General features: G+C 70.1%; 20 protein-coding genes and 2 pseudogenes. 12 read left to right on the top strand and 10 right to left on the bottom strand.

The genetic code is table 11. The features are described 5' to 3' along the window. Positions 1 to 16: 16 nt before the first annotated feature. Complete coding sequence (locus tag VJT49_RS12720; protein WP_324164977.1) at positions 17 to 1,480, top strand: aldehyde dehydrogenase family protein; 1,464 nt, start codon at positions 17 to 19, stop codon at positions 1,478 to 1,480. 29 nt (positions 1,481 to 1,509) lie between these two features. Continuing rightward, complete coding sequence (locus VJT49_RS12715) at positions 1,510 to 2,613, top strand: NAD(P)-dependent alcohol dehydrogenase (RefSeq protein ID WP_324164976.1); 1,104 nt, start codon at positions 1,510 to 1,512, stop codon at positions 2,611 to 2,613. Positions 2,614 to 2,679: 66 nt separating this feature from the next. Here VJT49_RS12715 and VJT49_RS12710 read toward each other — a convergent pair whose 3' ends face one another. The 4 genes from VJT49_RS12710 to VJT49_RS12695 form a co-directional block, all read right to left on the bottom strand. Next, positions 2,680 to 4,227, bottom strand: coding sequence for an AMP-binding protein (locus VJT49_RS12710; RefSeq protein ID WP_324164975.1), 1,548 nt, complete (start codon positions 4,225 to 4,227; stop codon positions 2,680 to 2,682). Between the two features lie 107 nt (positions 4,228 to 4,334). After that, positions 4,335 to 4,790 carry a MaoC family dehydratase gene (locus VJT49_RS12705; protein WP_324164974.1) on the bottom strand — a complete coding sequence of 152 codons (456 nt, stop codon included), beginning with the start codon at positions 4,788 to 4,790 and terminating at the stop codon, positions 4,335 to 4,337. Further along, a complete protein-coding gene (locus VJT49_RS12700; RefSeq protein ID WP_324164973.1) occupies positions 4,787 to 5,662 on the bottom strand; it encodes an amidohydrolase family protein in 876 nt (291 codons plus the stop codon). The genes VJT49_RS12705 and VJT49_RS12700 overlap by 4 nt, the downstream gene beginning before the upstream one ends. Positions 5,663 to 5,705: 43 nt before the next feature. After that, positions 5,706 to 6,614 (bottom strand): SDR family NAD(P)-dependent oxidoreductase, encoded by a 909-nt coding sequence (locus VJT49_RS12695; RefSeq protein WP_324164972.1) that lies wholly within the window; start codon positions 6,612 to 6,614, stop codon positions 5,706 to 5,708. A 165-nt stretch (positions 6,615 to 6,779) separates the two neighbouring features. Here VJT49_RS12695 and VJT49_RS12690 point away from each other — a divergent pair, with 165 nt between their 5' ends. The 7 genes from VJT49_RS12690 (at position 6,780) to VJT49_RS12655 (ending at position 13,212) form a co-directional block, all read left to right on the top strand. Continuing rightward, entirely contained in the window at positions 6,780 to 7,175 is a 396-nt protein-coding gene (locus tag VJT49_RS12690) for a MarR family transcriptional regulator (RefSeq protein ID WP_324164971.1), read from the top strand. 284 nt (positions 7,176 to 7,459) lie between these two features. Further along, positions 7,460 to 9,727: an MFS transporter gene (locus tag VJT49_RS12685; RefSeq protein ID WP_414635927.1), complete on the top strand. Its 2,268-nt coding sequence runs from the start codon at positions 7,460 to 7,462 to the stop codon at positions 9,725 to 9,727. Beyond that, entirely contained in the window at positions 9,724 to 9,918 is a 195-nt protein-coding gene (locus VJT49_RS12675) for a carboxypeptidase-like regulatory domain-containing protein (protein WP_324164970.1), read from the top strand. The genes VJT49_RS12685 and VJT49_RS12675 overlap by 4 nt, the downstream gene beginning before the upstream one ends. 101 nt (positions 9,919 to 10,019) lie before the next feature. Beyond that, positions 10,020 to 10,241 (top strand): hypothetical protein, encoded by a 222-nt coding sequence (locus tag VJT49_RS12670; RefSeq protein ID WP_324164969.1) that lies wholly within the window; start codon positions 10,020 to 10,022, stop codon positions 10,239 to 10,241. A 137-nt stretch (positions 10,242 to 10,378) separates the two neighbouring features. After that, complete coding sequence (locus VJT49_RS12665; RefSeq protein WP_324164968.1) at positions 10,379 to 11,611, top strand: S1C family serine protease; 1,233 nt, start codon at positions 10,379 to 10,381, stop codon at positions 11,609 to 11,611. Positions 11,612 to 11,803: 192 nt separating this feature from the next. Further along, positions 11,804 to 12,919 carry a sialidase family protein gene (locus VJT49_RS12660; RefSeq protein WP_324164967.1) on the top strand — a complete coding sequence of 372 codons (1,116 nt, stop codon included), beginning with the start codon at positions 11,804 to 11,806 and terminating at the stop codon, positions 12,917 to 12,919. Next, positions 12,916 to 13,212, top strand: coding sequence for a MoaD/ThiS family protein (locus VJT49_RS12655; protein WP_324164966.1), 297 nt, complete (start codon positions 12,916 to 12,918; stop codon positions 13,210 to 13,212). The genes VJT49_RS12660 and VJT49_RS12655 overlap by 4 nt, the downstream gene beginning before the upstream one ends. Positions 13,213 to 13,433: 221 nt before the next feature. On the opposite strand, the pseudogene VJT49_RS12650 reads toward VJT49_RS12655, so the two are convergent. After that, positions 13,434 to 13,523, bottom strand: a pseudogene (locus tag VJT49_RS12650) (DUF6098 family protein); the annotation flags it as partial. Between the two features lie 155 nt (positions 13,524 to 13,678). Between VJT49_RS12650 and VJT49_RS12645 the strand changes: the two are divergent. After that, a complete protein-coding gene (locus VJT49_RS12645) occupies positions 13,679 to 13,933 on the top strand; it encodes a hypothetical protein (protein WP_324164965.1) in 255 nt (84 codons plus the stop codon). An 82-nt stretch (positions 13,934 to 14,015) separates the two neighbouring features. Here the strand turns inward: VJT49_RS12645 and VJT49_RS12640 are convergent, their stop codons facing one another. Both VJT49_RS12640 and VJT49_RS12635 read right to left on the bottom strand, forming a co-directional pair. Continuing rightward, positions 14,016 to 15,188, bottom strand: a complete 1,173-nt coding sequence (locus VJT49_RS12640) for an ROK family transcriptional regulator (protein WP_324164963.1) — start codon at positions 15,186 to 15,188, stop codon at positions 14,016 to 14,018. A 53-nt stretch (positions 15,189 to 15,241) separates the two neighbouring features. Further along, positions 15,242 to 15,766, bottom strand: a pseudogene (locus tag VJT49_RS12635) (ABC transporter permease subunit); the annotation flags it as partial. Positions 15,767 to 15,841: 75 nt separating this feature from the next. Here VJT49_RS12635 and VJT49_RS12630 point away from each other — a divergent pair. Then, on the top strand, positions 15,842 to 17,626 hold the full coding sequence (locus VJT49_RS12630) for a gamma-glutamyltransferase family protein (RefSeq protein WP_324164962.1): 1,785 nt from the start codon (positions 15,842 to 15,844) through the stop codon (positions 17,624 to 17,626). A 579-nt stretch (positions 17,627 to 18,205) separates the two neighbouring features. After that, positions 18,206 to 19,477, top strand: coding sequence for a helix-turn-helix domain-containing protein (locus VJT49_RS12625; RefSeq protein ID WP_324164961.1), 1,272 nt, complete (start codon positions 18,206 to 18,208; stop codon positions 19,475 to 19,477). A 90-nt stretch (positions 19,478 to 19,567) separates the two neighbouring features. Here VJT49_RS12625 and VJT49_RS12620 read toward each other — a convergent pair whose 3' ends face one another. From VJT49_RS12620 to VJT49_RS12610, 3 genes are all read right to left on the bottom strand, one after another. After that, positions 19,568 to 20,332 (bottom strand): DUF899 domain-containing protein, encoded by a 765-nt coding sequence (locus tag VJT49_RS12620; protein WP_324164960.1) that lies wholly within the window; start codon positions 20,330 to 20,332, stop codon positions 19,568 to 19,570. 97 nt (positions 20,333 to 20,429) lie between these two features. After that, positions 20,430 to 20,780, bottom strand: a complete 351-nt coding sequence (locus tag VJT49_RS12615; RefSeq protein WP_324164959.1) for a metalloregulator ArsR/SmtB family transcription factor — start codon at positions 20,778 to 20,780, stop codon at positions 20,430 to 20,432. Continuing rightward, the gene (locus VJT49_RS12610; protein WP_324164958.1) at positions 20,767 to 21,201 is read right to left on the bottom strand and encodes an SRPBCC domain-containing protein; all 435 of its coding nucleotides are present in this window, start codon (positions 21,199 to 21,201) and stop codon (positions 20,767 to 20,769) included. Before VJT49_RS12610 ends, VJT49_RS12615 begins: the two co-directional genes overlap by 14 nt. Positions 21,202 to 21,238 lie beyond the last annotated feature (37 nt).

Raw genomic sequence — 21,238 nt, 5'->3', positions numbered from 1 at the left:
GAACGAGGAGGTTCCCATGACAACGATGGATCGGGCCCGGCCACGCGTCGAAGTGGCCCCGGGCAGCCTGTTCATCGACGGCCAGTGGGAACCGGCGACGGCAGGGACAACCCGCGAACTGCTGGACCCGGCTACCGGAGAGGTCGCCACGACGGTCGCCGAAGCGAGCGAGGCCGACGCCGAGCGCGCGGTCGCGGCCGCGCACCGGGCCTTCGAGGAAGGGCCGTGGCCGCGGATGAACCCGCGCGAGCGCGGCCGGATCCTGTCGCGCGCGGCCGAACTGCTGCGCCGGAGGGCGGACGAGTTCGCCGAACTGGAGTCCTTCGACGTCGGCAAGCCCGTCACGCTCACCCGTGCCGTCGACGTGCCGACCGCGATCGAGACCTTCGAGTACTACGGCAGCCTCGCCGCCGGGATCGAGGGCGCCGCGCGGACCACGGCCATGCCCACCGTGGCCTACACGCGCCGCGAGCCGATCGGTGTGGTCGCCGCGATCACCCCGTTCAACTTCCCGCTCATCCTGTCCTCCACCAAGATCGCCCCCGCGCTGGCCGCCGGGAACACGGTGGTGCACAAACCGGCCGTCGAAACGCCGCTGACCGCGCTGCGGCTGGCCGAGGTGCTGCAGGACGCCGGCCTGCCGGACGGCGTGTTCAACGTGGTCACCGGGGACGCGGTGGCGGGTGAAGCGCTGGTGCGGGACCCGCGGGTGGGCAAGGTGGCCTTCACCGGCTCGACCGCGGTCGGCAAACTGGTCGCCCGGCACGCGGCCGACACGCTCACCAAGGTGACCGTCGAACTGGGCGGCAAGGGCGCGAACCTGATCTTCGCCGACGCCGACCTCGAGGCCGCCATCCACACCGCGGTCTCCGCGTTCGTGTTCAACACCGGCCAGTTCTGCATGGCGGGCAGCCGGCTGCTCGTGGAGCGCCCGGTGTACGAAGACGTGCTGGGCGCGCTGACCGCGGCCTGCCCGCAGGTGCCGGTGGGCGACCCGTTCACCGAAACGACCGTGGTGGGCCCCATGGCCGGGCCGGGCCACCGGGCGAAAGTCCAGTCCTTTGTGGACTCCGCGCGGCAGGACGGCGTCCGGGTCATCGGCGGCGGCGAACCGGACGGGCCCGGCTTCTACGTCTCGCCGACGGTGCTCGCCGACGTCGACCAGCACTCGCCCTATGTACAGGAAGAAATCTTCGGGCCGGTGCTGACGGTCCAGCCGTTCGACACCGAGGAAGAGGCCATCCGGCTGGCCAACGACACCCCGTACGGCCTCGCGGCGGGACTGCAGACCCGCGACGTCGCCCGCGCGCACCGGGTCGCGGCGGCCCTGCGTGCCGGGATGGTGTGGGTCAACACCTGGGCCGTGCTGGACGTCTCCATGCCCTTCGGCGGCTACAAGCAGTCCGGCTACGGCCGCGAGAACGGTCCCGAGGGCCTGGACGAGTACCTGCAGACCAAGTCGGTCGTCATCGCTTTGTAAGCACCGGCCACGGAAAGAAAAGGCACATCATGCACACCACCACCGCCGCCGTGGTCGAGACGCCCGGCGCACCGTTCGCCGTCACCGAGGTCGTCCTGGACGAACCGCGCGAGAACGAGGTCCTCGTCCGGATGGTCGCCGCGGGCCTGTGCCACACCGACCTGGGCGTCCAGGCCGGCGGGATCCCGTTCAAGCTGCCCGGCATCCTCGGCCACGAAGGCGCCGGGATCGTCGAACAGACCGGTTCCGGGGTCACGAAGGTTCAGCCCGGCGACAAGGTGCTGCTCAGCTTCACCTCGTGCGGGCACTGCACCGGCTGCCGCGACGGGCACCCCGCCTACTGCGACACCTGGCTGCCGAGCAACCTGATCAACGGCACGCGGAACAACGGGACCCCCACCGTCCAGCGCGACGGCGTCCCCATCGGCGGCCACTTCTTCGGCCAGTCCTCCTTCGCCGAACTGGCACTGGCCGACGAGCGCAGCGTCGTGAAGGTGGACCCCGGCGCCGATCTCGCGACGCTCGCCCCGCTCGGTTGCAGCGTGCAAACCGGATTCGGCGCCGTGTGGAACATCCTGGCTCCCAAACCCGGCGCGAGCCTGGCGGTGTTCGGCACCGGAGCGGTCGGCCTGGCCTCGATCATCGCGGCGAACTTGCTCCCGCTCGGCGACATCATCGCCGTCGACCGGGTCCCGGCCCGCCTGGAAATGGCCCGGCAACTCGGCGCCCGGCACACCGTCAACACCGCCGAGGTCGATCTCGCCACCGCGCTGGCGGAGATCACCGGCGGGCGCGGTATCGACAACGCGGTGGACACCACGGGCGTACCCGCGGTCCTCCGCGCCGCCGTCGACGCGCTCGCCACCCGCGGCGCCTGCGCGGTCGTCGGCGCCCCGCCCCCGGGAACCGAGGTGTCGCTGGACATCCAGGGCCTGCTGACCGGCAAGCGCGTACTCGGCGTGACCCTCGGCGACGGCGAACCGGAAACCCTGCTCCCGCAACTGGTTTCGCTGCACCGGCAGGGCAAGCTCCCCCTCGACCTGATGATCCGGCACTACAAACTGGAAGACCTCAACGACGCCGCGCACGACATGCACACCGGCACGACGATCAAGCCCGTGGTGCTGTTCTAGGAGGCTACCCGGCCGGGGACGCCTTCCCGGGGTGCGGCGGGGGCCGCACCCCGGGAAGGATATTTCTCACATCTGGGTCTTGAGCATGCGGCGGAGGATCTTCCCGGTGGGAGACTTGGGGATCCGGTCCACGAATTCGACGCTCCGCACTTTCTTGTAGGGCGCGACACGCTCGGCGACGAACGCCAGCAGTTCCCCGGCGTCCACCGGCCGCTCGGTGACGACGAACGCCTTGGGCGCCTCGCCGCCTTCCGCGTGGGGTACGCCGATCACCGCGGCGTCGACGACGTCGGGGTGGGTCAGCAGCACCGATTCCAGTTCGGCGGGCGCCACCTGGTAGCCCTTGTACTTGATGAGTTCCTTGAGTCGGTCGACGATCCAGAACCTCCCGGCCGGGTCGACGCGCGCCAGGTCCCCGGTGTGCAGCCAGCCGTTGGTGATCGTCTCGGCGGTGGCCTCGGGATTGTCGAGGTACCCGGCCATCACCTGCGGGCCGCGGACAAGCAACTCCCCCGTCATGCCCTCTTCGACGTCCTCGTCGGTGCCGGGCTGGACCACACGCGCCTCGGTGTTCGGGGACAGCCTGCCCACACAGCCGGGCGGGGTGGTGGCGAAGTCGTCGTCGAACACCTGGTGCGTGCCCGGGCTGGACTCGGTCATCCCGTAGCCCTGGCGGATCAGGCAGCCCAGCCGCTCTTCCGCCCGCTCGCTCACGTCCACATCGAGCGGCGCCGCGCCGCAGAACGCGTATTCCAGCGAGGACAAGTCGTACTGGCCGACCTCGGGCGCGGTCGCCATCGCGAGCACTATCGGCGGCGCGAAGTACACCCGCGTGACCCGGTGCCGTTCCAGCGCGGCCAGGTAGCCGTTCAACTCGAACCGCGGCAATGTGACCACCGTGGCCCCGCCGAGCAGGCCCGAGTTCAGGATGACGGTGAAGCCGTAGATGTGGAAGAACGGCAGCACCGCGGCCTGCACGTCGTCCGGCCCGATCCGCCAGCCCGCCCTGGTCTGCGTCAGATTGGCCACGAGGTTGCGGTGGGTGAGCCGCACGCCCTTCGCGGTTCCCGTGGTACCGCTGGAAAACGGCAGCACCGCGACGGTGGTGGCCGGGTCGAGGTCCAGGCGGGGCGCGCTGCCCTTGGTCAGCAGTTCGTCGAAGGAAGCGACGCCGTCTCGCTCGCCGAGCACGAACACGTGCCCGACCGCGGCGGACGCCGCGGCCTCGAGTGCCTTGTCCACCACGCTCTCCGCGGTGATCAGCACCTTCGCCCTGGCGCCGGCCAGTTGCTTGATCAGCTCACCGGAGGTGAGCACCGGGTTGATGGGGGTGACCGCCGCCCCGGCCGCGATCGCGGCGTGCAGCGCGATCGCGAACCGTGGCTGGTTGTGGCTCATCAGCGCCACCACGTCGCCGGGCCGCACCCCGAGCCGGTGGAGGCCGGCGGCCCCGGCCTCCACCAGTTCCCTCAGTTCGGCGTAGGTGACCCGTTCCCCGGTCTGCCCGTCGATGAGAGCCACCTTGTCGCCGAAGCGCTCCGCGCCGCCGATGACGTACTCGGTGAGCGTCACATCCGGGATCTCGACATCCGGGAGCGGGCTGTGATAAATCATTGCTTGTCTCCTCCGCGGAGGACCTGCTTGTCAGGGTCCGACCATGGACACCGAGGACCTGCCTGCCAGGATCCGACCATCGGCACCGAACCGGGTGCCCGGCGTTGTCAGGCGTAGAACCGGAAGACAGGCTGGGCGATGCAGGCGGGCTTGGTGCCGTTTTCGATCTCGATGACGAGGTCGGCGGTGAGCTGGAGACCGTTGCCGGGTACCTCCTCGACGTCGCCGAGCTTGCCGGTGACCCGGATCCGGGAACCGGCGGGCACGGGTGCGGGGAAACGGACCTTGTTCAGCCCGTAGTTGACCTTGGTGGTGACCCCCTCGACGTCCAGCAGCTCCGTCCACAGTGGAATGAGCAGGGCCAGGGTGAGGTAGCCGTGCGCGATCGTCCCGCCGAACGGGCCGGTCTTCGCCTTCTCCACGTCGACGTGGATCCACTGGTGGTCGTCGGTGGCGTCGGCGAAGGTGTTGATCCGGTCCTGGTCCACGGCGATCCAGTCGCTGGTGCCGAGCTCCGTGCCGGCCAGCGTCTTGAGCTCGTCGAACTTGACCTTCAGACTCACTTGTCCACTCCCTGGAGCTTGAGGACACGCACCGCGTTGTCCTTGAGGATCTTGGGCCGCACCTGCGGCTTGATGTCCAGCTTTTCGAAGTCGCTCAGCCACCGGTCCGGGGCGATGAGCGGGTAGTCCGAGCCGAACAGGACCTTGTCCTGCAGCAGCGTGTTGGCGTAGCGGACCAGTTGCGGCGGGAAGTACTTCGGCGACCAGCCGGACAGGTCGATGTAGACGTTGGGCTTGTGGGTGGCCACCGCCAGCGCCTCGTCCTGCCACGGGAAGGACGGGTGCGCCATGATGATCGTCAGGTCCGGGAAGGCGATCGCGACTTCGTCGAGCAGGATCGGGTTCGACAGCGCGAGCCGCACTCCCCCGCCGCCCGGCATGTTCGCGCCGATCCCGGTCTGTCCGGTGTGGAACAACGCGGGCAAACCGTACTCCTGCGCCACTTCCAGCAGCGGGTAGGCGCTGCCGTCGTTGGGCGCGAAGTTCTGGATGCTCGGGTGGAACTTGAGCCCCCGCACGCCGTGGTGCTCGACCAGGCGCCGGAGTTGGCGCGCGCCCGCCTTGCCCTTGTGCGGGTCGATGCTGGCGAACGGGATCAGCACGTCGGAATGCTTCGCGGCGGCTTCGGCGATTTCCTCGTTGGACAGCGCCGGATGCCCGCTGAACGCTTCGATGTCCACGGTGAACAGCACCGCGCCGATCCGGCGCTCCCGGTAGTACTCCGCGATCTGGTCTACCGTCGGGCGCTGCTCCCCCGCCTTGAAGTAGGCGGAGGACGCCTCGACGAAATCGTCGGGCATCGACAGGTGCCCATGGCAGTCGATCTCGACGTGCACATGCACATCGATCGCTTCGAGGTGGTTCGGGTCCACTGTGTCTCCCGTTGTCTCCCGTTGTCTCCCGTTGCCTCCCGGTTCAGCTGGCCGGTGGTTCGGGCAGGTTCTCGCCGACGGTCTGCAACTCGGCACCGACGGTCGTCGGCCACGCTTCGGCGATCGCGTCCGCGCTCCAGCCGCCGTCGGCGTAGGCGGCGGCGACCTGCTGCGGGTGCGACCACAGGGAGATCCGGTCGCCCCCGATGCCGACCGCCTGCCCGGTGATGCCGGCGGCGGCGTCCGAGGCCAGGAACGCGACCAGCCCGGCGGCGTCCTCCGGCGCACCGAAGGCGAGCGCCCTGCGGGCGAACGGCGGCATCGGCTCGCCGTCGCGCAACGCCTCGGCGTAGGGCCGAAGCGCCGGGATCGTCTCGGTCATCGCGGTCGCGGCGACCGGGATCACCGCGTTGACGGTGATGTTCGCGCGGGCCAGTTCGATCGCCCAGGTCCGGGCGAAACCGACGATGCCGGCCTTGGCGGCCGAGTAGTTGGTCTGGCCGAAGTTGCCGCGCTGACCCGCGGGGGAGCCGATCAGGATCAGCCGACCGCCCTCGCCCTGCTCGCGCATCCGCTGCACCGCCGCGCGAGCACAGGTGAAGGTGCCCTTCAGGTGCACCTCCATCACGGTGTCGAAATCCTCGTCGGACATCTTCCACAGCACCTTGTCGCGCAGCACACCGGCGTTGGTGACGAGGATATCGAGCCTGCCGAACTCCGCCACAGCCCGGTTGACCAGCGCTTCCGCGGCTTCCGTGCGGCCCACCGCGGCCACCTGGGCGACCGCCGTGCCGCCGGCGGAGGTGATCTCCTTGGCGGCCGTCTCAGCGGTGCCGGCGTCGACGTCGTTGACCACCACCTTGGCGCCGGCCGCGGCCAGTTCCTTCGCGTAGGCCAGGCCGAGCCCCCGGCCACTGCCGGTCACGATCGCGACCTTCCCGGTCAGGTCCATGGTCCTCCGTTCTCCACCGAACATGGTGACTTAGATGTACTCTTCAATCATTACAAAAGTCAACCATTGCTCTCGTCATCGGGTGTGGTGGCAGAATGAGCGGACGTTGTCCCAAGGAGGAAAGTCATCGCCGCCACTTCGGAGAAGCCGACACTGACCAGCGACGTGGGCTTCCTGCTGGCCAGGGCGGGCGGCCGCGCCATCCGCAAGCTCAACCGGGCACTGGAGGAGTCCGGCCTGCGCAGCCGGCACTACACCGTGCTGATGGCCGCGGCCGAACGCGGCGGCCTGTCCCAGCGCGAACTGGGCGATCTGCTCGGCATCGACCCCAGCGCGGTGGTGGCCCTCGTCGACGACCTCTCCGCCGCCGGTCTCGTCCGCCGCGACCCGCATCCGGAGGACCGGCGCACCCGGCTCGTCGTGCTGACGGAGAAGGGGCATGACACCTTCGAGCGGGCGAGCGAACTGGCCGCCGAGGTCGAGCGGGACACGCTCGGTCAGCTGAGCCCCAAGGAGCGCGTCGTCCTGGTCGATCTGCTGAGGCGCATCCTGACCGACTGAGCGCGCACCACCCACCCCCGACGGACACGCTCCGCGCGACGCCCGGGCGAAGATCACACCGTCCCAAGGGGTGGGGTGTCTCGCCGGTATGTGAAAAATCAGTTAGCATAGGTCAACTAATTTTCTCGACTGGGTGAACCGCATCTCCCTGGTTGGAGTGATGGCCTGTGGAGTCCGCCTCGCAGACGAAGCCGCACCGGCGGCACAAGAGCACGTGGTCGCTGGAGGAACTCGGCCCGCGCTACAAGTGGATCGCGCTGTCCAACACCACGCTCGGCCTGCTGATGGCCACCATCAACTCGTCGATCGTGCTGATCGCGCTGCCGGACATCTTCCGAGGCATCCACATCAACCCCCTGGAACCGGCCAACACCAGCTACCTGCTGTGGATGATGATGGGCTTCCTCGTCGTCACCGCCGTGCTGGTGGTGGGCTTCGGCAGGCTCGGCGACATGTACGGCCGGGTCCGGATGTACAACCTGGGCTTCGCCGTGTTCTCGGTGTCGTCGGTGCTGCTCGCGGCCACCTGGATGGACGGCGGTGCCGCGGCGGTCTGGATGATCGTGTGGCGGGTCGTGCAGGGCATCGGCGGCGCGTTCCTGATGGCCAACTCCAGCGCGATCCTCACCGACGCGTTCCCGGTCCGCCAGCGCGGCATGGCACTGGGCATCAACGGTGTCGCGGCCATCGCGGGCTCCTTCCTCGGCCTGGTCATCGGCGGTCTGCTCGGGCCGGTCGAATGGCGGCTGGTGTTCCTCGTTTCGGTGCCTTTCGGCATCTTCGGCACTATCTGGGCCTACCTCAAGCTGCACGACACCAGCCAGCGGCACCGCGCGAAGATGGACTGGTGGGGCAACCTCACCTTCGCGATCGGCCTGATCGCGGTGCTGGTCGGGATCACCTACGGCCTGCAGCCCTACGGCGGCCACACCATGGGCTGGGCCAGCCCCTTCGTGCTGTCCTGCCTGATCGGCGGCGTCGTGGTGCTGCTGGCTTTCGCGATCATCGAAACCCGGGTGGCCAACCCGCTGTTCAACCTGGGGCTGTTCCGGATCCGCGCGTTCACCCTGGGCAACGCGGCCAACCTGCTGGCCTCGCTCGGCCGCGGTGGCCTGCAGTTCGTGCTGATCATCTGGCTGCAGGGGATCTGGCTGCCGCAGCACGGCTACAGCTTCGAGCAGACCCCGCTCTGGGCGGGCATCTACATGCTGCCGATGACCATCGGGTTCCTCGTGTCCGCACCGACCTCCGGCGTCCTCTCCGACCGGATCGGCGGGCGGGCGCTGGCCACGGGCGGCATGCTGCTGACCGCCGTCAGTTTCGTGCTGCTCGAGATGCTGCCGGTGAACTTCGGCTACTGGTCCTTCGCCGCGATCCTGCTGCTGAACGGGCTGGGCATGGGCCTGTTCAGCTCGCCCAACCGGGCCGACGTCATGAACAGCCTGCCCACAACGGCGCGAGGCGCCGGCGCGGGCATGACCGCCACCTTCCAGAACTCGGCGATGGTGCTGTCCATCGGGTTCTTCTTCAGCCTGATGATCGCCGGGCTGGCCGACCACCTGCCCACGGCGATGGCGCAGGGCCTGACCGAGCACGGCGTGCCCATCGCGAACGCGACCCAGATCGCCCAGCTGCCCCCGGTCGGCGTCCTGTTCGCGGCCTTCCTTGGCTACAACCCGATCCAGGAGCTGCTCGGCCCCGTGCTCGACCGGCTTCCCGCCGACCAGGCCGCGTACCTCACCGGCCGGAGCTTCTTCCCTCGGCTGATCTCCGGACCGTTCGCCGACGGCCTCACCGCGGCCTTCTGGTTCGCCATCATCGTGTGCTTGGTCGCCGCGCTGGCCTCGTGGCTGGTCGGCAAGCCCAAGGCTGAGACGGCTGCCAAGTCCGAGAAGTCTGTGAAGTCCGTGAAGTCCGTGAAGTCCGTGAAGTCTGGGGAATCTGGGAAGTCACGGCCGCACGAGACGGCGGGCTCGGAACTCACCGCGGCCTCGGGCGAAATCGTGAACGTCGCGGGCGGCGACCCCGGCACGATCAGCGGCCTGCTGCGCACGCCCGACGGTCACGGGGTCGCCGGGGTGGTCACCGTGACCGGAATGGACGGCACGCAGGTCGCGCGGGCCAAGGCGGACCCGGCCACCGGCTACCTGGTCGGCGACCTGGCGCCCGGCACCTACACGCTGGTCGTCACCGCACCCGGCTTCGGGCCCGAGGCGGCGGCGGTGAGCGTGAACGGGTTCGGCGCGGTCCGCGATTTCCTGGTGCGTGGCGGCGAACCGGTCGCCGCCACGCTGTGCGGAACCGTGTCCGGTCCGGGCCGGCGGCCGGTCCCGGGCGCGACGGTGACGGTGACCGGCCCTGGCGGCGATCCGGCGGCGCAGGCGGTGAGCGGGCCGGACGGCCGGTATGAGATCCCGGGCCTCGCGCCCGGCGAGTACACGCTGGTGACGAACCTGTACGAGCCCGCGGTGCGACGGGTCGAACTCGGCTCGGGCGAATCGGCCACAGTGGACGTGGATCTCGCCGGGTCGAGGGAGGACGCGCGGTCATGATCAAGGTGTCGGGCCGGGTGAGCGATCTGGCCGGGGAACCGGTGCCGGGCGCGGCGGTCACCCTGGCCGGCTCGGGTGGGCCGCAGATCGCCCGCAATGCCGCCGACCAGGCCGGCGGGTTCACCGCACGATGTCGACGAGGTTCGCGAGGCAATGGACCTGCGCCCGGAAATCCCGCTGATCACCGGTGACGCGCGCGATCCGAAGTCATCGGTGCGGGCGTTGCGGAACTGGTGTCCCGCACGCTGTCCCTGGCCGACGTCAGGGAAAAGGCTTTGAGCAACCGGACGCTTTGACAACGCGGCGGTACGGGGAACACGTCCAGCGCGCCATGGCATTCACCAACGCGATGCCGCAACCGCCGCCGGAACACGTCCGGCAGATCCTCGGTGCGGCAGAGACCACCGAGAAGGTGGCGAAGCGGTTCGTCAACGGCCTCGGCGGCCCGACCGACTTTCTGCACTGGTTCCTCGACCCGGAAAAGGCCCGCGCGTTCCTGGCCGAGGTGTCATAACCCCTGAGCTGAGCCCGCCTCCACCCGGAAGCACCTCGACGGAAAGTAAGAATCCGGTCGCGTACCGTCAAAGGGTTCTCAGGTAATTCATGGTCGCGAACCAGGCGGCTCTCAGCGGATCGCGGTCTACTGGGACCATGACCCAGGAGCTCCCGCCGCATCAGCACGGGCCCTACCAGGGCTCGTACCCGCCGTACCAGCACGAGCCCTACCGAGGCCCGTACGCGGCGCATCAGCCGGCATCCCGGCCGCCGCACAACCCGGCCCGTGGGCTGGTCATAGTGCTCGGCGCGATCACGATGACCGCGCTGCTCGTGGCCGGCATCCTCGTCTTCGGCCTCCACCACGGCACCACCAGCCCGATGCGGGCCCTGCTGCCGGGGACCCAGCAGCAGGCCAACGGGGGCGGTTCGGGGGAGTCACTGGACACCGACGCGATCGCGCGGAAGGTCGAGCCCGGCCTGGTCGACGTCAACACCACGCTGGGATTCCAAGGCGGGCAGGCCGCCGGGACGGGGATGGTGCTCACCCCGGCCGGCGAGGTGCTGACCAACAACCACGTCGTGGAGGGCGCGACCAGCATCGAGGTCACCGACATCGGCGACGGCCAGACCTACAAGGCCACCGTCGTCGGCTACGACCGTTCCGAGGACGTGGCGGTGCTGAAGCTCCGGGGCGCCTCCGGGCTCGCCACGGTGAGCACGGGCGACTCATCGAAGGTCGCGGCCGGGGACGCGGTCGTCGGCATCGGGAACGCCGGCGGCGCCGGGGGCACGCCGAGCGTGGCGCCGGGCACGGTGAGCGCGCTCGATGAGTCGATCACGGCCTCCGACGAGTCCAGCGGCAGCAGTGAGCAGTTGTCCGGGCTGATCCAGGTGAACGCGAACATCCAGTCGGGCGACTCGGGCGGCCCGCTGGTGGACAGCTCGGGCGAGGTCATCGGGATGAACACCGCCGCCTCGACCGGTTACCGGTTCGACCGGCGCGGCGACGGCCAGACCACCGGCGGCGGCACCGGTTACGCGATCCCGGTCAACCAGGCGCTGACCATCGCCAGGCAGATCGAGTCCCGCACCGCGTCGAAGAACGTGCACATCGGCGACACGGCGTTCCTCGGCGTTTCGGTCACCGACTCGACCTCGGGCGCCGCCGTCCGCGAGCTCGTCCAGGGCGGTCCCGCCCAGCAGGCCGGGCTGTCCGCGGGCGACGTGATCACCGCGATCAACGGCAGCGCCATCGACTCGGCGACCACCCTGACCACGGTGATGGACCAGCACCACCCCGGCGACGAGGTGACGCTCAGCTGGCTCGACGCGGCTGGCGGGCAGTCGAGCGCCACGGTGACGCTGGCCGAGGGCCCCGTCGGGTGACACCATCCGCCCGCCCGTCGCCCACCCCCCCGTAAAGGAGTCGCTCCGCGACACAGCACCCACCCGGAGCCCACCTCGACGGACACGCTTCGCGCGACCTCGCCTGATCGAGCAAGATTGGAGAAGACGCACACCGCACTGGCGGCCTAGGTTGGACGCACCGATTCCTCGACCTGGCCCCAAGGAGCAACGATGAGCCGCGTACGGGTGCTGGTCGGCACGCGCAAGGGTGCCTTCGTGCTGACCTCGGACGGCAAGCGCGAACGGTGGGAGGTGAGCGGCCCGCACTTCGCGGGCTGGGAGATCTACCACTTCACCGGCTCGCGGGCGGAGCCGGACCGCCTCTTCGCCTCGCAGTCCACGAGCTGGTTCGGGCAGCTGATCCAGCGCTCGGACGACGCCGGGCAGACCTGGCAGGCGGTGGGCAACCAGTTCTCCTACGAGGGCACGCCCGGCACGCACCAGTGGTACGACGGCACGCCGCATCCGTGGGAGTTCGCCCGCGTGTGGCATCTGGAGCCGGCGCCGAACGACCCCGACACGATCTACGCCGGGGTCGAGGACGCGGCCCTGTTCCGCTCGGGTGACGCCGGGCAGACCTGGCAGGAGCTGCCCGGCCTGCGCACGCACCACTCGGCGCCGTCGTGGCAGCCGGGCGCGGGCGGGATGTGCCTGCACACGATCGTGCTCGACCCGCGCGACTCCGAGCGCATCTTCGCGGCGATCTCCGCGGCGGGGGCGTTCCGCAGTGACGACTCGGGGAAGACCTGGCGGGCGATCAACCGGGGACTGAAGTCCCAGGGCATCCCGGATCCCGACGCGGAGGTGGGCCACTGCGTGCACCGCATCGCCCAGCATCGGTCCCGGCCGGACACCCTGTTCATGCAGAAGCACTGGGACGTGATGCGCACCGACGACGCCGGTGAGTCCTGGCGCGAGATCAGCGGCGACCTGCCCACCGACTTCGGTTTCGTCATCGACGTGCACGCCCACGAACCGGACACGATCTACGTGGTGCCGATCAAGAGCGACTCGGAGCACTTCCCGCTCGACGGCAGGCTCCGCGTGTACCGCAGCCGGACCGGTGGCGACGAATGGGAACCGCTGACCAAGGGCCTGCCGCAGGAGAACTGTTACGTCAACGTGCTGCGCGACGCGATGGCCGTCGACTCGCTCGAGGACTGCGGCATCTACTTCGGCACCACGGGCGGTCAGGTGTACGCCTCGGCCGACGCCGGGGACAGCTGGGCGCCGATCGTCCGTGACCTGCCCGCGGTCCTGTCCGTCCAAGTGCAGACCCTGCCATGATCCGCGTGGTGCTGCCCGCGCACCTGCGCACGCTGGCCCACATCGAGGGCGACGTGCTGCTCGACATCGAGGGCGCGGTGACCCAGCGAGCGATCCTCGACGCGCTCGAGGCCAGGTACCCGATGCTGCGCGGGACGATCCGCGACCAGGACTCGCACCGGCGCCGGGCGTTCGTGCGGTTCTTCGCCTGCGAAGAGGACCTGTCGCACGAAGACCCGGATTCCCCGCTGCCCGAGGAAGTGGCCCTGGGCAAGGAACCCTTCCTCGTCGTCGGCGCGATGGCGGGGGGCTGACGGCCGGAATGCCCGGCTGGGGGTGCCCGGCGGCATGGCGGACATGCCGCCGGGCTCAAGGCCGGGCTGAAGCCAGACTCAAAGCGGCCTCGGGACACCGTGTGGCCGGCCCGGATTCCGGCGATCCTGGGTCGATGTCGACGGGTGGCTCGTCCGGCGTCGGATCGCGACCGGTAGCGTTCGTGCACCTCGGCGAGGAGTTCGGGCACGAGCCAGGCGATCGGCTGGATGTCGGTGAGCAGCGGTTCGCTGTCCGGCCCGAAGTCGATCTCCCGCCCGGTCAGCACCCAGGGGCGCGCACCCTCGTGCAGCTGGCGCAGGTGGCGGATCCGCCGGGTGAGCCAGTCCTCGGCGGGCAGCGATCTTGAATGCCCGTCCGGCCGGTGAACTCAACTCGCGCCCTCACCGTGTACCGGTTCCTGGGGTGAACAGAAGTTCATCTCCAGAAGTCGTAATCGAACGTAGAATGGCCCGCGGCAGCGGCGTCGCCACCCATGACAGCCGCCGCAGGGGATCGCGGAAGGGCGTGATCATGATGTCGGAAGACGTTTCGGACCGGGCATCCATGTCGGTGACCTGGGACGTTCTGGTCGAGGGGTACCGTCACGCGGCGGTGGAAGCACTAGCCCGTCACCTTCGCACCGGTTCGCGTTGCGCGGAGTGCGGGCAGCCCTGGCCCTGCACGGCCGCGTGCGCCGCCGAAGCCGCGCTGGAACTGTGAATTCCGGCGTGCGACAGGCCCCCGCACGCTGAGTCGCCGCACGCGGAAACACGGACTTCGGCGGCTGTCTCGCCCTAGTTCGCTAGCACCCCGCCAGCACCGTTTCGAAGGCCAGTTCGGCGGCCCCGAGCAGCTTGGCGTCCGAGCCCAGCGCCGAGGTCACCACGCGCGTCCCGCCGAGCGCACGGCTGACCAGACTGCGTTCGCGCACCAGCTGTTCCACCCGTGCGACCAGCTGCTTCGGCAGCGCGGTGAACAGGTCGCCCAGCACCACCAGTTGCGGGCACAGCAGGTTGACCACGTTGCACAGCCCGAGCGCCAGCCATTCGGTGTACTCGCCGAGCCGGCCGGCGACCGTGCCGGCGGGCATCGCGCGCAGTTCCGCGACGATCGTGCCGACGGGTGAGTTCTCGTCGATGCCGAGCGCCCGGCACAGCGCGTGCTCGCCGACCTCGGTCTCCCAGCAGCCGTAGGAGCCGCAGTAGCACCGCAGCCCGCCCGGCCGCACCACCATGTGCCCGACCTCGCCGATGTGGTGCCCGCCCGCGCCGCGCATGGACACGCCGTTGGAGATCACTCCCCCGCCGACGCCGACGTCAGCGCTGATGTAGACGACGTCACCGGACCCGCGTGCCGCGCCGCGCAGGTGTTCGGCCAGCGCGCCCAGCTCGGCGTCGTTTCCCATGTGGACGCCCAGCCCGAGCGCCCTGGACAGCCAGGCGCCCAGCGGAACGTCGCTCCAGTGCAGGTTGGGCGCCTCGTGCACGTAGCCGTCGGAGTGCCGGACCACCCCGGGCACCGACACACCCACCGCGACCGGCCGCACCGCGAGCTCGTCGATCAGCGGGCCGGAGGTGTCCACGATCTTGGTGAACACCTCTTCCGGTTGCTGGATGCCTTCCCGCACGTTCCAGCTGCCCCGGCCGAGGATCTCGCCGCCGATCCCGACCAGGGCCATCCCCGCCCGCTCGACCCGGATGTCCACCGCCAGCACCACCGCCGCCCGCGCCCGCGGCAGCACCAGCAGGGACGGGCGGCCGGCGCCGCCGCGCCGTGCCGGCACCCGCTCCTCGACGACACCGCCCTCGGCCAGGGAGTCCACCAGCGCCTTGATCGTGCTGCGGTTGAGCCCGAGCGCGGTGGCGAGGCTGGCCCTGGTGGCCGGTCCGTTCACATGCAGCCGGCGCAGCAGCGCGGCGCGGTTGTGCCGCCGGACGTCGTCCGGGCGGGTACCGGCGGTGGATGGGCCCGACAACCTGCGCTCTTCCCTGCTGTGCCTGCGGCGGCCTGACGTGCTCCCCCGCGTGCTCAGCTTGTCACGGCGGCGCGCCGTCGCGACAGAGCGTCCACTGTAGCCGCGACGAGCAGGACCAAACCGGTGACGATGTCCACCGTGGCGGTCTGGTAGCCGAGCAGGCCGAGACCATTCTGGACAGTGGCCGGCACCGGCCCGCCGATCACCGCGTCCCGCAGCCGGCCGCGGCCACCGACGCCGACCGCGAACAGCAGGGGTGTTCCCGCCGCCGGAGCTGCCGTCCACGGCGCCGACCTTGGCCAGGTAGACGACGGCGCCGAGCGCGGCGATCGACGAGCAGATCACGAACACGCCCATCCGGATCTTGTCCACTTCGACCCCGGCGCGGGGCACGGCTCCCGGTTGCCGCCGACGGCGTAGGCATGCCTGCCGTAGCGGGTGCGGTCGAGCACGAACGTGCCCGCCACGAGCAGCACCAGGATGATCGGCACCACGTACGGCACGCCCTGGATGGCCGTCAGGTCCGGGTTCGGCGCGCGGTTGAGGGTGAGCAGCCAGATCGCGAGCGCGCCGAAGACCATGTTCACAGTCCGGTAACGCCTACGCTGCGCGATCAGCGTGGCGCGGGGCGCGACAGGTGTTTACTGGGCAGCGTGTTCACGACTCGCCCGACCCTGCAGGGCAACTTCGGCATGGTGTCCTCCACCCACTGGCTCGCCTCGGCCACCGCGATGGCCGTGCTCGAAGACGGCGGCAACGCCTTCGACGCGGCGGTGGCCGCCGGTTTCGTCCTGCACGTCGTCGAACCGCACCTGAACGGTCCGGCCGGCGAGGCGCCGATCATCCTCGCGCCGGCGGGGCGGGCTCCCCAGGTGCTCTGCGGGCAGGGCCCGGCCCCGGCCGGGGCGAGGATCGAGCACTACACGTCACTCGGCCTCGACCTCGTGCCGGGCACCGGCCCGCTGGCGGCCGCCGTGCCCGGCGCCTTCGACGCCTGGATGCTCCTGCTGCGCGACCACGGCACCAAGCGGCTCGCCGACGTCCTCTCCTACGCGATCGGATACGCCGGGCGCGGGCACCCGGCCATCGAACGGATCGGCGAGACCGTGGAGACCGTGCGGGAACTCTTCGAAACCGAGTGGACCACCTCCGCCCAGCTCTACCTCCGCGACGGCAAGGCACCCGCGCCCGGGGCGCCGCTGCGGAACCAGGCGCTGGCCCTGACCTGGCAGCGGCTCATCGCCGAGGCGGAGGCACCGGGCCGCGGCCCGGAAGCCGAGATCGACGCCGCCCGCCGCGCCTGGCGCGAGGGCTTCATCGCCGAGGAGCTCGCCGCGTTCGCCGCGAAATCCACAATGGACACTTCGGGTGAGCGGCACGCCGGCACGCTCACCGCCGACGACCTGGCCGGGTTTTCGGCTGTCTACGAAGATCCCGTGACCTACACCTGGCGCGGGTGGACGGTGGCCAAGGCGGGGCTGTGGAGCCAGGGACCGGTCTTCCTCCAGCAACTCGCCCTGCTGCCCGGTGAACTCGAATACGGCACGCCCGGCTACCTGCACACCCTGATCGAGTGCAGCAAACTCGCCATGGCCGACCGGGAAGCCTGGTACGGCGACAGCGCGGACGTGTCACTGGAAACGCTGCTTTCCCCGGCATACAACGAAACCCGGCGCACACTCATCGGCGAGCAAGCCTCGCTCGAGCTGCGTCCCGGCAGTCCCGACGGCAGGCAACCCCGGCTGAGCAAGCACGCCCGTCACGTGGCGGACGGTGGCGAGATCGACGTGCCCCCGGGGGCGGGGGAACCCACGGTGGCCATGAACGGCGCCACCCGGGGCGACACCTGCCATCTCGACGTGGTCGACCGGTGGGGCAACTTCGTCGCCGCCACCCCGAGCGGAGGCTGGCTGCAGTCCAACCCGGTGGTACCCGGTCTCGGCTTCCCGCTCGGCACGCGGCTGCAGATGGCCTGGCTCGAGCCGGGCCTGCCCAACTCGCTGGCGCCCGGCAAGCGCCCGCGCACCACGCTCACCCCGTCACTGGCACTGCGGGACGGCGAGCCGGTGCTGGCCTTCGGCACACCGGGCGGTGACCAGCAGGATCAGTGGCAGGTGCATTTCTTCCTCGCGGTCGCGCTGCGCGAAAAGGTGCGCGGCGGCCTCGACCTGCAGGGCGCGATCGACGCGCCGAACTGGCACAACGACAGCTTTCCCAGCTCGTTCTACCCGCGCGCGATGCGCCCCGGTTCGGTCACCGTGGAATCGCGGATCGGCGATGGCGCGATCACCGAGCTCCGGCGCCGTGGCCATCGCGTCACCGTTGGTGGCCCGTGGTCGGAGGGCCGGTTGTGCGCGGTCGCGCGCGACCCGGAAACAGGGGTGCTCTCGGCCGCCGCCAACCCGCGCGGAATGCAGGGATACGCCGCCGGACGCTGAGCTCGGCGCAGCTGGGCGAAGGCCTCGCGGAGCGCGGGAGCCAGTTGCCTTCGGATCGGCCCACGCGATCCGCCGGGCGGCGCGGAAACAGGCGAGCGCCAGCTGGGGCGCGAGTGCCGCCACCCACTTCGAAGCGCCCTGTTCGATCTCGCTGCCCGCTTCGGTGAAGCGGGCAGCCTTCGTGCCGGGCACCGAAATCGCCCGTGACGCCGGCCGGATCAGCCGGTTCGCCATGCGCAGGATCCTGCCGATCCTGCGGTTCACGCCGCCCGCCATGGCGCCGGAAAAGGCGGGCCGCCTGCTCGCCGCGACCATGCTGGGGCCCCGCCCCGGCGGCACAGCGCGTACATCGATCGGGGCGTGGTCACCCCGTCCTCGCCGGAGTCCTATGACGAGGCTCGTGAGGAGGAACTGGCCTCGGTGGCGTGCGCTTGCGCGAAAAGGAGTAATTGGCGAAGCCGGTGAGCGAGTTCTTGTCCCATAGAGGACAAGAAAGCGTTTTCTTATCAAAAGGTGACACGCCGGGGTCGTAGATCGCGATGAGCCCGGTGTTCCCTGGGCGGAAGCGAAGGAGCTTCGATGACGGTCGACCGCGGCGTTGGCGACTTTTCCCGGCCTGTCCTGCCGAGCAGGCTGGCCGACCTGATGCGGCCGGAGCTGGCCAGCGTGGCGACCGAGATCGTCGACGAGATCCGCGCGACCATCCCGGCCTACGCGCGTCCCCTGGACGGGCCGTACGGCAAGGCCATCCGTGCCGGTGTCGAGCACGCGATCAGCCTGTTCGTCGCGCAGATCGCCGACCCGGCCGCGCCCAGAACGCATTCGCACGACGTGCACCGCAGGCTCGGCCAGTACGAGCTGCACGCCGGGCGAAGCCTCGACGCGTTGCAGGCCGCCTACCGGGTCGGCGCGCGGGTGTCCTGGCGACGGATCATGCGGCTGGGGCGGCGGGCGGGGCTTTCCTCGACGGTGATGTCGCAACTCGCCGACGCGATCCTGGCGTTCATGGACGAGCTGGCCTCGGTCGCGCTGGAAGGCTATCTGGAGGCCAAGGCGTCCTCGGCGGGCGCGATGGAGAGCTGGCGAAAACGCCTGCTGGAGCTGATCCTCGAGCGCCCGCCGGCACCCTCGGAGGCCATCGGCGAACTGGCCCGTCTCGTCGGCTGGCCGGTGCCCGAAGAGGTGACGGTGGTGGCCGTGCAGTACCTCTCCACCGTCGACCAGCGACCCCTGCTCGACGCCGAGATCCTCGCCGAAGCGACCGGACCGGAACCTTTTCTGCTTGTCCCGGGCCGGCTCACGCCCGAGCGGGTGCCCGCGCTGCGGGCGGCCCTGCCCGCGGCGCGGCTGGCGGTCGGCCCGTCCGTGCCGATCAGCGGCGGGGCGGATTCGCTCCGCTGGGCCCGGCGTGCGCTGGCCCTGATCAACGACGGGATGCTGCCCCCTCAGCAGGTCACCTGGGTCGCCGACCACCTGTCCACGCTCGTGCTGCGCGCCGATGCCGGGCTGATCGCCCAGTTGCGGCAACGGCTGTTCGCGCCGCTCGACGCGCTGACCGACAAGCAGCGGGCTCGACTGCTCGAGACCCTGCAGGCCTGGCTGGAGGCCCAGGGCAGCGTGCTCGACGTCGCCGAGCGGCTCCAGATCCACCCGCAGACGGTCCGCTACCGGATGCGCCAGCTGCACGCCACGTTCGGCGAACGCCTCACCGACCCCAGAACCCGGTTCGAGATGGAGCTGATCCTCCGCGCGACCCCCGCCGCCCAGGAACGTCCCCGCTGGCCCGCCGACGGCTTCCGCGGTCTGGTCCCGCGCGTCCGCCAGCCCGCCGCCGACATGGTGCCGCGCTGAGCGATCACTTTCCCACCGAAGTCCATACGGTTTCAGGGGATTGCCGACTCGGCGAGAACACTCCTTGTCCATTTAGGATATTGGCCGCACTTACTGGTTGTCGTACTCGTCGTGGCGACGCCACCAGTGGCTGGTTTCGTTGCGGCCGAGGGGCGCGCGGTCGAGCCACTGGTACATGCCCCACAGGATGTCCAGCCCGCGCGCGTACGTCGAATAGGTGTGGTGAACGGTGCCGTCCTCCAGGGCGAACGCGCTCATGCCGGGTCCTTCTCGCCGGTAGGTCCGCCAGTCCGTGCCGACGATCGACTGGCTGAAGGCGTCGCGGGAACTGTTCTCGCCGGCCGCCGGCCGCAGATCCTCCTCCCCGAAGTTGTACGCGACGGCTCCCGCCTCCCACTCCTGTTTGGTGTGCGCCACCCCGAAGTCGAAGTTGAAGTCGCTGCCGTAGGAGGACACCCACGGAAAACTCCAGCCCATCCGCCGCTGGTACGCCTGGATTTTGGCGAGCGGCGCCCGCGATACCGCGCAGAGCGTGACGTCGTGGTTGGCGAGGTGGATTGCGGAGCCGTTGAAGCCGTCGGCGATCGCCGAGCAGGACGGGCATCCGGCGGTGTAGTCGGGCCCGAACATGAAGTGGTAGACGAGCAGCTGCGAGCGTCCCCGGAACAGGTCGGCGAGCGACGCCGTTCCCTCGCCGGTCTCGAAGCGGTAGTCCTTGTCGACCCGGACCCAGGGCAGGGCCTGCCGCCGCCGGGACAGCTCGTCGCCGCGCCGGGTCAGCTCCTTCTCCGCCTCGAGCAGCTCCAGCCGCGCGGCAAGCCACTCCTCGCGGGTCCCCGTCTTGTGACTGGTCATTGCCTGTCTCCTTTTCCTGCTTCCTGTCGTTGGGGGCGTACGTCTCGGAACCAGCGAAGGGTTCTTCCTCCGCGGTGTGCGCAGGCGGCGATTTTCGTCAGGCCGACCCGCGAGCTTGCTGGTCGAGGTGATCTTTCAGTGCGTCGAGCGGGCCGTCCCAGTCGCGCGCCAGCGCGGCCAGGAACTGCTGCGCCACCTGCATCGGCGCGGAGCGCAGCCGGTACCGCACGCGGCGCCGCTCACCCGGTTCGGCCGTCACCAGGCCGGCCTCGGCCAGCAGTGCCAGGTGCTTGGCGATCGCCTGCCGGGTGATCGGCAGCCGGCCCGCCAGGTCCGTGGCCGTGGCCGGGCCCCCCGAGGCCAGGGCGGCCAGGATGGCGCGCCGGCTCGGGTCGGCCAGGGCAGTGAAGACCTGTTCGGCGATCGCCTCGACGTCACGCGGCGACATCGAGGTAATCGGACAGTTCGCCCAGTTCACGCGCCCAACCCTCGGTGTGGCTGTCGTACTCCTCGCGGTGGACCTCGTCCGGCAGCTGGGCGAAGCCGGCCTCGACCACCGTCAGCCGCGTGCCGCCACCGACCGGTTCGAGCGTGAACTCGACGTAGGTGCGGCGCGGATCTTCCTCGGGCAGTCCCGCCATTGGCCAGGTGAAGCCGAACACCGTCGGCTCCTCCACCCGTTCCACCCGCATGTCGGTGCTGTAGCCGCCGTCCCACTTCATCCAGGCCGAACCACCTGGGCGCAGGTCGATCGTGACCTTGTTGCCGAACCAGGAACTCAGTCCCTCGGCCGTGGTGAGCGCCGCCCACACCTTGGCCGGCGGGTGCGCGATCTCGACCGTCCGCTCGATGCGGTCAGGGAATGCCATGACGACCTCCAGCATTTAGCAACTGTTTGATTGCCAT

It is taken from the genome of Amycolatopsis sp. (assembly GCF_035276945.1).
Taxonomy (GTDB): Bacteria; Actinomycetota; Actinomycetes; order Mycobacteriales; family Pseudonocardiaceae; genus Amycolatopsis_E.
This window is presented reverse-complemented; position numbering and strand designations above follow the sequence as displayed.